At 63.1% G+C, this 12,412-nt stretch carries 13 protein-coding genes; all 13 read right to left on the reverse strand.

The window, feature by feature from the left end; genetic code table 11:
- Positions 1-969: a GTPase Era gene (gene era, locus QTH90_RS25565; protein ID WP_286667364.1), complete on the reverse strand. Its 969-nt coding sequence runs from the start codon at positions 967-969 to the stop codon at positions 1-3.
- Positions 966-1,667 (reverse strand): ribonuclease III, encoded by a 702-nt coding sequence (gene rnc / locus QTH90_RS25570; protein WP_286667457.1) that lies wholly within the window; start codon positions 1,665-1,667, stop codon positions 966-968. Before rnc ends, era begins: the two co-directional genes overlap by 4 nt.
- 140 nt (positions 1,668-1,807) lie before the next feature.
- Positions 1,808-2,164: a DUF4845 domain-containing protein gene (locus QTH90_RS25575; RefSeq protein ID WP_286667365.1), complete on the reverse strand. Its 357-nt coding sequence runs from the start codon at positions 2,162-2,164 to the stop codon at positions 1,808-1,810.
- A gap of 33 nt (positions 2,165-2,197) precedes the next feature.
- A complete protein-coding gene (gene lepB / locus QTH90_RS25580) occupies positions 2,198-3,169 on the reverse strand; it encodes a signal peptidase I (protein WP_286667366.1) in 972 nt (323 codons plus the stop codon).
- A gap of 3 nt (positions 3,170-3,172) precedes the next feature.
- Positions 3,173-4,984, reverse strand: coding sequence for a translation elongation factor 4 (lepA, locus tag QTH90_RS25585; RefSeq protein ID WP_286667367.1), 1,812 nt, complete (start codon positions 4,982-4,984; stop codon positions 3,173-3,175).
- Between the two features lie 524 nt (positions 4,985-5,508).
- Complete coding sequence (locus QTH90_RS25590) at positions 5,509-6,987, reverse strand: DegQ family serine endoprotease (RefSeq protein WP_286667368.1); 1,479 nt, start codon at positions 6,985-6,987, stop codon at positions 5,509-5,511.
- Positions 6,988-7,075: 88 nt separating this feature from the next.
- Positions 7,076-8,125: a MucB/RseB C-terminal domain-containing protein gene (locus QTH90_RS25595; protein ID WP_444814759.1), complete on the reverse strand. Its 1,050-nt coding sequence runs from the start codon at positions 8,123-8,125 to the stop codon at positions 7,076-7,078.
- Between the two features lie 31 nt (positions 8,126-8,156).
- Positions 8,157-8,792: a sigma-E factor negative regulatory protein gene (locus tag QTH90_RS25600; protein WP_286667370.1), complete on the reverse strand. Its 636-nt coding sequence runs from the start codon at positions 8,790-8,792 to the stop codon at positions 8,157-8,159.
- Between the two features lie 13 nt (positions 8,793-8,805).
- A complete protein-coding gene (rpoE, locus tag QTH90_RS25605; protein ID WP_286667371.1) occupies positions 8,806-9,480 on the reverse strand; it encodes an RNA polymerase sigma factor RpoE in 675 nt (224 codons plus the stop codon).
- A complete protein-coding gene (locus QTH90_RS25610; RefSeq protein WP_286667372.1) occupies positions 9,477-9,947 on the reverse strand; it encodes a YgfX family protein in 471 nt (156 codons plus the stop codon). The genes rpoE and QTH90_RS25610 overlap by 4 nt, the downstream gene beginning before the upstream one ends.
- Positions 9,948-9,978: 31 nt before the next feature.
- Positions 9,979-11,223 (reverse strand): beta-ketoacyl-ACP synthase II, encoded by a 1,245-nt coding sequence (fabF, locus tag QTH90_RS25615; protein ID WP_286667373.1) that lies wholly within the window; start codon positions 11,221-11,223, stop codon positions 9,979-9,981.
- Positions 11,224-11,317: 94 nt separating this feature from the next.
- A complete protein-coding gene (gene acpP / locus QTH90_RS25620) occupies positions 11,318-11,557 on the reverse strand; it encodes an acyl carrier protein (RefSeq protein ID WP_007830471.1) in 240 nt (79 codons plus the stop codon).
- Positions 11,558-11,656: 99 nt separating this feature from the next.
- Entirely contained in the window at positions 11,657-12,400 is a 744-nt protein-coding gene (fabG, locus tag QTH90_RS25625; RefSeq protein ID WP_286667374.1) for a 3-oxoacyl-ACP reductase FabG, read from the reverse strand.
- Between the last annotated feature and the right edge of the window lie 12 nt (positions 12,401-12,412).

Below are 12,412 nucleotides of genomic sequence, written 5' to 3' on the forward strand. Positions count from 1 at the left end.
TCATTCATAGCCGAAGGAGCGCACCCTCGCTTCATCGTCGGCCCAGCCGGAACGCACCTTGACCCAGAGCTCGATGAAGACCTTGGCGTCCATGAGCTTTTCGAGTTCCTGCCGTGTCTCGGTGCCGATGCGCTTGATGCGCTCGCCCTTGTCGCCGATGACCATCGCCTTGTGACCGTCGCGCTCGACGACGATCGTCGCCGCGATCTTGAGCAGCCGCTTGTGGCCCTTGCGAGCGGGAGGCTCCTCCTCGAACTTGTCGATGATGACGGTCGAGGTGTAGGGAAGCTCGTCGCCGGTGAGGCGAAACAGCTTCTCGCGCACCATTTCGCTGGCGAGGAACTGCTCGCTGCGGTCGGTCAGTTCGTCCTCGGCGTACCACCAGGCTTGCTCGGGCAGGTATTTCTCGCAAATGCCGAACAGGCGCTCGATGTCCTTCGAGTTCTTGGCCGACATCGGCACGAATTCAGCGAAGGCATGCTTCTGCTGCATGGTCTGCAGCCACGGCGCGATGTCGCCGCGGCGATGGACGTTGTCCAGCTTGTTGGCGATCAGCACCGTGGGGATGCCGGAGCCGAGCAGCCTCAGCACCCGCTCGTCCGCCGGCGTGAAACTGCCGGCCTCCACGACGAACAGGATGAGGTCGACGTCCGACACCGCGCCCACCACCGTCTTGTTCAGCGAACGGTTCAGCGCGTTGGCGTGCAGCGTCTGGAAACCCGGCGTATCGACGAAGACGAACTGCGTCGCGCCCAGCGTGCGCATGCCGGTGATGCGATGCCGCGTGGTCTGCGCCTTGCGCGAGGTGATGCTGATCTTCTGGCCTACCAGCGCGTTCAGCAGCGTCGACTTGCCCACGTTGGGCTTGCCGACGATGGCGACGAGGCCGCAACGCTGGCCTGTTTCGGCGCCTGGGGCCCCGGCCCCGTCTTCAGGCGCTGGAGGATTGGATTCGATGGGGTCGTTCATGGGGATGCCTTCGCGCCGCGCGCCTTGAGCCGGATCAACATGGCCGCCGCGGCGGCCTGCTCACCGGCGCGGCGCGAGCCGCCGATGCCGCGCTCGCGAAGACCCAGTTCGGGCACCTCGCATTCGACATCGAAAGTCTGCTTGTGGGCCGCGCCGAGCGTTCCAACCACGCGATAGACCGGCAGCTTCATTTTGTGGCCCTGGAGCCATTCCTGCAATTCGGTCTTCGGGTCCTTGGCCGCCGCATCCATGCGCGGGTTGATCTCGACGGATTCGTAAAGACGGTGCACCAGCGCCTGCGCGGCGCCGTAGCCGGCGTCGAGATAGACCGCGCCGATCACTGCTTCCAGCGCATCGGCCAGGATCGACGGGCGGTTCGGCCCGCCCGAACGTGCCTCGCCCTCGCCAAGGCGCAGCAATGGCGACAACGCCAGTTTGAGCGCCAGTTGATGCAACGTGTCCTGCTTGACCAGATTGGCCCGCACTCGCGACAGATCGCCTTCCGGCAGTGCCGAAAGACGCTCGTAGAGTAGATGCGACACGGCGAGGTTGAGCACCGAATCGCCGAGAAATTCGAGCCGCTCGTTGTGATCGGCCGAAAAACTGCGATGCGTCAGCGCCAGCTGGAGCAGCCGGACGTCAGAGAACGAATGCTGAAGACGCGCCTGCAGCGCGCCAAGCCCGGACTCGCTCACGATGCAACCGACGCCACGCCACAGGCCGGCGAAGCCAGGCCCGTTCGAGAAACACCGTGGAACCGGCTTCGCCGGTCCACCGGTGTTGCCCCCTGCAAGGGGGTGGGCGGCCACACGAAGTGGGCAAGCCTGGGGGTGTGCATTTACTTGGATTGGCCCTGGTATTTCAGGACCAGGTAGGCGGGGCCGAAGAGGTGGATCTCGCGATCGTAGGCAAAGGACACGACCACCTTGTCGCCATCCTTCTTCACGTCGAGATCCTTGCCGGTGACCGACTTGAAGTCGTCGATGGCCTGGGCACGGTCGAAGATGGCGCGGACTTCGGGCACGGTCGTGCCTTCCTTGGCCTTGTTGGCGGCCTTGGTGATCGCCTGGTATTCGATCAGCGTGGGAATCACCTGCGCGACGACCACGCCGACGCAGGCCAACACGATGGCCACGAACAGCAGCCCCACGAACGAGATGCCGCGTTGTTTATGCCTTGTCTGCTTTGCTCTCATGCCCTCTACCCCTCAAATGAAAAGCTCGAATATTTATTGGAAGCCGCCGATGCGCTTGAAATTACCGAAATTCATCCAGACCAGGAAGGCTTTGCCGACGATGTTCCGGTCGGGGACGAATCCCCAATAGCGGGAGTCCAGTGAATTGTCCCGGTTGTCGCCCATCATGAAATAGTGACCCTCGGGCACCTTGCACACCACGCCTTCAACACTGTAGCGGCAATTTTCCTGATAGGGGAAGGCCATGATCTCGGCTTCGGACAATCCCGCACGGCGACTGTCGTCATTGAGCAATTTGTGTTCCTTGCCAGCCAGGTTTTCGCTGTATTGCTTGAGGTAGCGCATGGCCTCCTCGTCGAAATACTCCGGGATCGCATCCTTGCTCACCGGCTGCCCATTGATCGTGAGCTTCTTGTTGAGGTAGGCCACCTCGTCGCCCGGCACGCCGATGACGCGCTTGATGTAGTCCATGCTCGGCTTGGGCGGGTAACGGAAGACCATGACCTCGCCTCGTGCGGGCGGCCGCCCTTCGGTGATCTTGGTGTTGATGACCGGAAGGCGCAGGCCGTAGACGAATTTGTTCACCAGGATCAGGTCGCCGGTCTGCAAGGTCGGCATCATGGACCCGGACGGGATCTTGAAGGGCTCGAACAGGAACGAGCGCAGCAGGAACACCGCCAGGATCACCGGAAACAGGCCCGCGGTCCAATCGAGCCACCAGGGCTGCATCACCAGGCGTTCGCGCGCCTTGGTGTCAACGGTATCGACCTGGGTGATGCCCTGTTTCGCGAGTTCTTCACGTCGCTGCGCCAGCGACGCGTCGAGCGCCGCCGCAGCACGCCGACGCTTCGGCAGGAAATAGAAGCGCTCGGCCACCCAATAGATGCCGGTGACGAGCGTTGCGAGAAACAGCAGCAGCGCGAAGTTGCCTTCGACCGCGCCGAAATACCAGGCGCCGACGTAGCCGACAAACGCCGCGAGGATCAATGAGGTGAGGAATGCCATTTTTTAGTCTTCGACCTGCAGGATGGCGAGGAAGGCCTCTTGCGGGACTTCGACCGAGCCGATCTGCTTCATTCTTTTTTTGCCCGCTTTTTGCTTCTCGAGCAGCTTCTTCTTGCGGGTGATATCGCCGCCATAGCACTTGGCGAGCACGTTCTTTCGGAGGGCTTTGATTGTCTCACGCGCAATGATGTTGACCCCGATCGCAGCCTGGATCGCAACGTCGAACATCTGGCGGGAAATGATTTCGCGCATCTTCGACACCACCGCACGGCCACGGTATTGGCTCTGGCTGCGGTGCACGATGATCGACAGCGCATCGACCTTTTCGCCGTTGAGCAGGATGTCAACCTTCACGACGTCCGACGCACGGTATTCCTTGAACTCGTAGTCCATCGAGGCATAACCTCGGCTGACCGACTTCAGCTTGTCGAAGAAGTCCAGCACGATCTCGCCAAGCGGCATCTCGTAGGTCAGCATGACCTGCCGCCCGTGGTAGGCCATGTTCATCTGCACGCCACGCTTCTGGTTGGCGAGCGTCATGACGGCGCCGACGTATTCCTGCGGCATGTAGAGATGCACCGTGACGATCGGCTCGCGGATCTCCGCCATCTTGCCGACGTCGGGCATCTTGGAGGGGTTCTCCACCATCATCACTTCGCCGTCGTTCTTCACGACCTGGTAGACCACGCTCGGCGCGGTCGTGATCAGGTCCTGGTCAAACTCGCGCTCCAGCCGCTCCTGCACGATCTCCATGTGCAGCAGGCCCAGGAAGCCGCAGCGGAAGCCGAAGCCCAGCGCCTGGCTCACTTCGGGCTCGTAGCGCAGCGACGAATCGTTGAGCTTGAGTTTCTCGAGCGCGTCGCGCAGCGAGTCGTACTCGCTTGCCTCGGTCGGATAGAGACCTGCGAACACCTGCGGCTGGATTTCCTTGAAGCCGGGGAGCGCCTCGGTCGCGGTGGCAGCGGCGCCGCCGGTCCCCGGCTTGATCAATGTGACGGTGTCGCCGACCTTGGCGGCCTGCAGCTCCTTGATGCCGGCAATGATGTAGCCGACTTCGCCCGCTTCGAGCGAGGCGCGGGGTTCATTCGCGGGCGTGAACACGCCGATGTTGTCGGCGTTGTAGGTCGCACCGGAGGCCATCATCTTGATGCGTTCGCCCTTGGCGAGCCGGCCATCGACCACACGCACCAGCATCACCACGCCGACGTAGGGATCGAACCAGCTGTCGATGATCATCGCGCGCAGCGGGCCATCGGGATTGCCGCGCGGCGCGGGCATCTTCGCGACCACCGCCTCGAGGATCTCGTCGATGCCCATTCCCGTCTTGGCGGAACACGGAATCGCATCCGTTGCATCGATGCCGATCACGTCCTCGATCTCGCCGCGCGCGTTGTCGGGGTCCGCGTTCGGGAGGTCCATCTTGTTGAGCACCGGCACCACTTCCACACCGAGGTCGAGCGCGGTGTAGCAGTTGGCAACGGTCTGCGCCTCGACGCCCTGGCTTGCATCGACGACGAGCAATGCGCCTTCGCATGCAGAGAGCGAGCGACTCACTTCGTATGAGAAGTCGACGTGGCCCGGCGTGTCGATCAGATTGAGGTTGTAGACCTGCCCATCACGCGCCTTGTAGTGCAGCGCAGCGGTCTGCGCCTTGATGGTTATCCCACGCTCTTTCTCGATGTCCATCGAGTCGAGCACCTGCGCTTCCATCTCGCGTTCAGCGAGACCGCCGCAACGTTGAATCAAGCGATCCGCAAGCGTCGACTTGCCGTGATCGATGTGCGCAATGATCGAAAAGTTTCTGATGTGATTCATCAACGGGAACGCTTAAGTACTTGAATTGGCTCGTGCGCAGAAGGCGACAGGCAAGAAAAAAGGGCGCGTCCACAAGAGACGCGCCCTGAACCAACAAGCAATGGCAACTGCAGTAGTTGGAACTTCATTGTAGGCAAAAAGGGGGGCGCGTACAGCCGGGCCGGAGCCCTGGAACGGTCGTTGCAGGTCAGCAACATGGGACTTATGAACAGCTTATCAACAAGATCGGTGGACCGATTCCTTAACAACTTGTGGGCGAACTGTGGAACGCCGGTGGATGGGCTGCGGGTATCTCGCATCGTGAAGATTCCGTGGTCGCTTATGCGTCGACTGGAGCCCTAAGGGCCTCTATTCTACCGAAAATCATCATTAGAGGACTTTTAAGTTAGTGAGCACCAACTAAAATCGACCTGCCCGCCCGCCAAGAAAAATTTCATCATGCTGCTGTCGGCACGCGACAGCGCCCCAAAAAACGGGCCCCAAACCCGACTGACGGGTGGGGCCACTTGACGCAACGTGCCGGATCAGCGTGAGGGCCGAATCAGCGCATATTGCGCCCAGTCGCCCCGGCGGAACAGCAGGCTGACGGGCTTGCTCTTGTCGCCCTTGGCCAGGGCAGCCTCGAACTCCTTGACGTTGGCGATCTCGGTGTTGCTGACGGCGAGAACCACATCCCCCTCGCGCAAGCCGGCTCGCGCAGCCGCATCGGTGGCCGCATCGATCTTGACGCCGCCCTTGACCTTGAATTCCTTCTTCTGCGCCTCGGTCAGATCGCTGAGCACGAGCCCCATGGATTTGGCGGCCGCGGACGGCGCCTTGCTGGCCGGCTCTTCCCGATCGGCCACGCGCTTGGCGGGCTTTTCAGGTTCGATCTCGGCGATGGTGACGTTCAGGTCGCGCGAGTTCCCGCGGCGGAATACCGTGACCAAACTCTTCGTGCCCGGCTTCGTGTTGCCGACGAGGCGTGGCAGGTCGCTGGGCTTCTCGATGGCCTTGCCGTCGAACTTGGTGATGATGTCGCCGGGCTCGATGCCGGCCTTCTCGCCAGGCGATCCGGACTCGACACCGCGCACCAGGGCGCCCTGCGCCTTGCCAAGACCGATGGATTCCGCCACGTCCTTCGTGACCTGATCGATCTGCACGCCGATACGGCCGCGCGAAACACGCCCGAACTGGCGCAGCGCGTCGCTCACGCGAATCGCCTCGTCGATGGGGATCGAGAACGAGATCCCCATGAATCCGCCCGACCGCGAATAGATCTGGCTGTTGATGCCAACCACTTCGCCGCGCATGTTGATCAACGGGCCGCCGGAGTTGCCCGGGTTGATGGCGACATCGGTCTGGATGAAGGGAAGGTAGTCGCCCGTGTCGCGCTGTTTCGCGCTCACGATGCCGGCGGTGACGGTGTTCTCCAGCCCGAACGGCGAACCGATCGCCATCACCCATTCGCCGACGCGCAGCTTGGAGACGTCGCCGACCTTGACCGCCGGAAGACCCGTGGCATCGATCTTCACGACTGCCACGTCCGTACGCTTGTCAGCGCCGATGATCTTCGCCTTGAACTCGCGCTTGTCCGGCAAGGTCACCAACACCTCGGATGCGCCGTCGACCACATGCGCGTTGGTCATGACATAGCCGTCGGACGACAGGATGAAGCCGGAGCCGACGCCGCGCGGACGCTCTTCTTCCTGGGGCTGCTGGGGTCGGTTCGGTCGCGGACCCTGGCGCGGAACGCCAGGCATCGGCTGGCCGAAGAAGCGGCGGAAGAACTCCTGCATCTCTTCGTCCATCTCGCCGTTGCCACCGCCCTGCGCCACTTTCTCGACGGTGCGGATATTGACCACCGCCGGGCCGACCTGGTCGACGAGGTCGGTGAAGTCCGGCAGCACGCGCGCCTGCGCGTGAACGGGTGTGGCAGGCAGAAGCGCGGCGGTCGAAGCGAGCGCAAGGGCGCCGGCCATGAGACATGAACGGAATGTGTTCCCCTCGATCTTGAACATCATCAGTTTCTTTCGTTGAGACTAGAACTAGAACAAAGATATTCTGCGAGCAGTCGCGGATCCGCAGGCGGAGAGGCCTCGACCTGCGGGCTCAGCGTGCACGCGCCAGGCTTTGGGCAAACGCGTCGAGTGTTTGCGGCGGCACTTCGCCAACCGCAGTCAACCACCAATCGCCGTCCTTGTCGACCAGCCGGCGGGTGAGCGTGTAGGTGGCACCGAGTGCAAGAAGGACCTCCCGAGGCTTGCGCTGCGCGTCGTAGGGCTCGACGAACAGCGAAACCGAAGCCAGTCCGTCCGAGAACGTCCATTGCATGGTGTGGCCCTGCGCGTCGCCGCCCATCGAGCGCCGATAGCAATTGATGGGCTTGAAGCCCGCGACGGGGGCCTTGAGCGACCAGCCCTCGCGCTCCGCCGTCGTACGCTCGAGTTCGGATTTCTCGACGCGGTAGCCTGCTGTGCTGCCCATCATCTGGGTCAGGGCTTGCGTCTTGACGGGAGCATCGAGCTGGAGTTCGGAGAACGCCGACTGCTCGATCACCTTGCTTTCGCCGTCGATGGTCTGAAGCTTGACGACCAGGCCGGAACGGCGCTCGCTCCAGACACGGTAGCCGAACCGGAAGCCATCGCGCGGTTCGACCTGCACGACGTCGGTATCGAAGCCGGCCACCCGGTCCTTGCCAATCATGCGGACGCCGTAGAGCGTGGCGATGGACGAGTCGGGATTGCCCAGCAGATTGGGAAACAACTCGAGGTTCTCGCGCTTCTCGCTCTTGACGACCTTCGATTCGGGCAGAAAGGTCACGACCTTGTCGTTGCGACGAAAGGTCGAGCGGGGCGGGCCCGACAAGGCCTCGATGCGCTCCATCTGGAGATCGCCCTCGGACACGTGCCAGATGCGGGCACTGGAAAGCGTTCCCGTCGCCGCGGAGACGACGAAGGTCCCTATGTAGCTGCGCTGGCGAGAGGCCGCGTGCATACGCTGGAGCCATTCGACCACGCTCAGGGCCGGCGTTTCGCCGCCCGCCGCATTCGAAGGATTGGACTTTGGCGGCGACGAAGAGGTCCGGCTCTGGCCAATGGCGGCCTGCGCCATGCACAGGGCGGCCATCAGGGTCACGAAACCACGCACGGAAATCGGCATCGGAACAATCATTGCTGCTGCAGATGCGCGATCAGCGCGACGGCCTCTCGAAAGTCGCGTTGCGCAGGAAGCCCGAAGGCATCTGCGATGCGCCACCGGCCTGCTGGTGCGCTTCGAGCAACTGATCCAGGCGTGGATCGCGCAGCATGATCTGCGGGTTGCCATTGCCCACCATGACACGCGTCGGCGTCAGCGTCTGGACCGGTGGCTGGGCGACAGCCACGACTGCCGGTGCCACCTGCGGCACCGCGGCCAACTGCGCACCGGGTGCTCCGGGGCCACCCATGCCGACCCAGTTCCACCCGATGGCGGCCGCCGCGGCCAGGGACGCCGCACCGGCGACCAGCTTCCACCGGAACACCGGCTCGTTGGCAGCCTCGACCTGGCGCCGCACCGGCGCCGCCTCAGGGAGCACCGGTATCAAAGACGGGATCATGGGCTCCGCGGCAAGCCGTCCCTGCAGGCGGGACAGGAAAAGCGAAGTGTCGCTGCAGGTCGCGTGGACGCCCGAACGGAGCACGTCCCCGACCAGATGGTAGGTCTGCCACGTCGCCCGCAGGTCGTCGTCGACGCAAATCTTGTCGATCACCTGGGCGAACTCGTCGTCCTGCAAATGACCGTCGGCGAGCGCCGAGACCTGTTCGTGGACTGTATTTGTCTTGTTCATTTCATTCACCTGCTTACCAACGCTTGCCGGACTGGTTGTCCAGCAAGGGCTTGACTCTGGCCGATATAGCTTCGCGAGCCCGGAAAATCCGCGAACGCACCGTGCCGATCGGACAATTCATCACCTCGGCAATCTCTTCGTAACTCATGCCCTCGATCTCGCGCAAGGTCACCGCCTGCCTCAACTCGGCAGGCAGCGCTTCCATCGCCGACTCGACGGCTGCCGCGATTTCATTGGCCGCCATCACGGATTCGGGGGTCTCGTCGCTGATTGGTTCGTTTCCGGGCCGGTAAGTTTCATCGTCGTCTTCAGAAGACGAACGCAGGGCGCTCTCGGAAACCGTCGGGTCGCGCTTCATGTCGACCAAAGCCTTCTTGGCCGTGTTGACGGCAATCCGGTAGAGCCAGGTGTAGAACTGGGCCTCGCCCCGGAACTGGTGCAAGGCGCGGTAGGCGCGGATGAAGGTCTCCTGCGCAATATCCTCGATCAGGTTCACGTCGCGGACCATGCGGCCGATGAGCCGTTCGATCCGGCGCTGGTACTTGATGACGAGCAGCTCGAACGCCTTCTGGTCGCCCGCGACCGTGCGCTGGACCAGCTGGAAGTCGACCTCGCCCGGCCTCGGCCCCGCGGCGGGCGCATCGGTCAGACCGGCGTCCGGTGGCACCGGAGGTAGGGAAGCTGTCATGAGGAGGAATGATGCACTTCAGCAGCCTTCGAGGCGGCGGCTTTTGGGGTGGTCGGCCCGGGCGAAGGCGCGCGCGAATATAGCGCACGGCGCAGATCGCGCCAGCGTTCCGGCATGGCCTGACGGTCCACCCAGACCCAGCGTCGCGCCCGCGTGGGCTCCGATAGCCGCACCAGAAGCAGGGATTGCAGGTCGAGCGCGACGCTCGCCCGTGCCGTTCGAAGCGACGAATGGCCCGAAATCGACCAATGCTGGCCGTCGAAGCTCAGATCGGCCGGATCCGCGCATCGAAGGACACCGGTCCATGCGGCAAGACCGGCCACGGCCGCGCTCAGCGCCAGTATCCCCTGCCGCCAATCGAATCCGGCCGCCTGGATGCAGGCAACAGTGACCCCGCAGACGCCAAGCGCCCAGAGAACCAGCAGAAGCCGCTCCGCATAGCGAGAACGCCCCACCGGGTAGTTCACCGATGGGGCGCTGTGCATGAGGCGAAAAGATTCAAACGCGCTTGAACACCAGCGTGCCGTTGGTGCCGCCGAACCCGAAGTTGTTCTTGACCGCCACGTCGATCTTCAGATCGCGCGCCTCATTGGCGCAGTAGTCGAGATCGCACTCCGGATCCTGGTTGAAGATGTTGATCGTCGGCGGGCTCTTCTGGTGGTGCAGGGCCAGCACCGTGAACACCGATTCGATGCCGCCGGCGCCGCCCAGCAGATGCCCGGTCATCGACTTCGTCGAATTGACGACCAGTTTCCTGGCGTGGTCGCCAAAGGCATTCTTGATCGCGTTGGTTTCGTTCAGGTCGCCCAGTGGCGTCGACGTGCCGTGGGCATTGACATACTGGACATCGTCGGCATTGACGCCTGCGTTGGCCAGCGCCATGGCCATGGAGCGGCGCGGGCCGTCCACGTTGGGCGCGGTCATGTGGAAAGCGTCGCCGCTCATGCCGAAGCCAGAGACTTCCGCATAGATCTTGGCGCCGCGAGCCTTCGCGCGCTCGTACTCTTCGAGCACCAGTACGCCAGCGCCCTCGCCCAGGACGAAACCGTCGCGGTCCTTGTCCCAGGGGCGGGAGGCTGTCTTCGGATCGTCGTTGCGGGTCGACAGGGCGCGAGCCGCTGCAAATCCACCCAGTCCGAGCGGCGACACCGTCGACTCCGCACCACCCGCGATCATCACGTCGGCATCGCCGTACTCGATCATCCGGGCAGAAGTGCCGATCGCATGCAAGCCCGTGGTGCAGGCAGTCACGACCGCGATGTTCGGGCCCTTGAAGCCGTACTTGATCGAGACATGCCCCGAGATCATGTTGATGATCGAAGCCGGCACGAAGAAGGGGGACACGCGACGCGGACCCCGCGCGACCAATTCGCCGTGCGTGTCCTCGATCATGGGCAAGCCCCCGATGCCGGAGCCGATGTTGCAGCCGATACGGACCGCATCTTCTTCCGACAACGCGTCGCCCGTGGGCAGGCCGCTATCCTGAACCGCCTGGATCGCGGCAGCGAGCCCGAGATGGATGAAGCGGTCCATGTGACGCGCTTCCTTCTCGGGGATGTATTCCTTGATGTCGAAACCCTTCACTTCGCCCGCGAACTTGCAGGAGAAGCCGCTCACATCGAACTTGGTGATGGTGTCGATGCCCGAATTCCCGGCCAGCAAATTGGCCCAGGATTCGGCAACGGTGTTTCCGACAGGAGCGAGGCAACCGAGTCCGGTCACGACGACGCGGCGTTTGGTCATGCCGGCAAACCTTTCTGGGAGCACTGAGGCCGTCGTACGGTGCGCGCGAGCGTGGAGGCTGCGGACCGGAGAAACGGTGGCTCAGCGTGGCCGATCAGGCCTTTTGATTCTTGGTGGCGTAATCGACGGCATTCTGGACCGTCGTGATCTTCTCGGCATCTTCGTCCGGGATCTCGATGCCGAATTCGTCTTCGAGTGCCATCACGAGTTCGACCGTGTCGAGCGAGTCCGCGCCGAGATCAGCCACGAAGGCCTTTTCGTTGGTGACCTGGGACTCTTCCACGCCGAGTTGTTCGGCAATGATTTTCTTGACACGTGCTTCGATATCGCTCATTTGGTTCCCTCTGAGGGTTGTAGGTAATCGGTGGATTTTAGCCGGCCGCATTGTGGCATTTGCCGCACGGCCGTCAGTGAAAGGTATTGCGGTGCGCGCTTACATGTGCATGCCGCCGTTCACGTGCAGTTCCTGCCCCGTGACGTAGGCGGCCTGCGGAGAGGCCAGGAAAGCGACTGCGTGGGCGATGTCGGCGGGCTTGCCGAGGTGGCCGAGCGGAATCTGGGCCAGCAGCGCCTGCTGCTGCGCTTCAGGGAGGCTGGCCGTCATGTCGGTTTCAATGAAGCCTGGAGCCACGCAATTGACTGTGATGCTGCGGCTGCCGAGTTCGCGCGCCAGCGCACGGGTCATGCCCGCCACGCCGGCCTTCGCGGCCGCATAGTTGGCCTGGCCCGCATTGCCGGACGCGCCCACCACGCTGGTGATGCTGATGATGCGGCCGTAGCGCTGCTTCATCATCGGACGGATGACGGCTCGCGAAAGACGGAAGACCGCCTTCAGGTTGGTGTCGAGGACCGCGTCCCAATCCGCGTCCTTCAGGCGCATCGCCAGGGTGTCGCGGGTGATGCCGGCGTTGTTGACCAGCACGTGAACGGCACCATAGACCTTGACGATCTCGTCGATCAGCGCATCGACCGCCGCGCCGTCATTGACGTCCAGCGCACAGCCACGGCCATCGTAGGCGCCCAGGGCAGTGGTGATCTTCGCAGCGCCCTCTTCCGTGGTGCCGGTGCCGATGACCTTGAGGCCGCGCTGGGCCAGTTCCAGCGCAATGGCCGCACCGATGCCGCGCGATGCGCCGGTGACCAGCGCAACCTGGCCTTCGAATTTGGGAGTACTCATGAAATGACCTTG

Origin of the sequence: Variovorax flavidus (assembly GCF_030317145.1) — a bacterium.
GTDB lineage: Bacteria > Pseudomonadota > Gammaproteobacteria > Burkholderiales > Burkholderiaceae_C > Variovorax > Variovorax flavidus.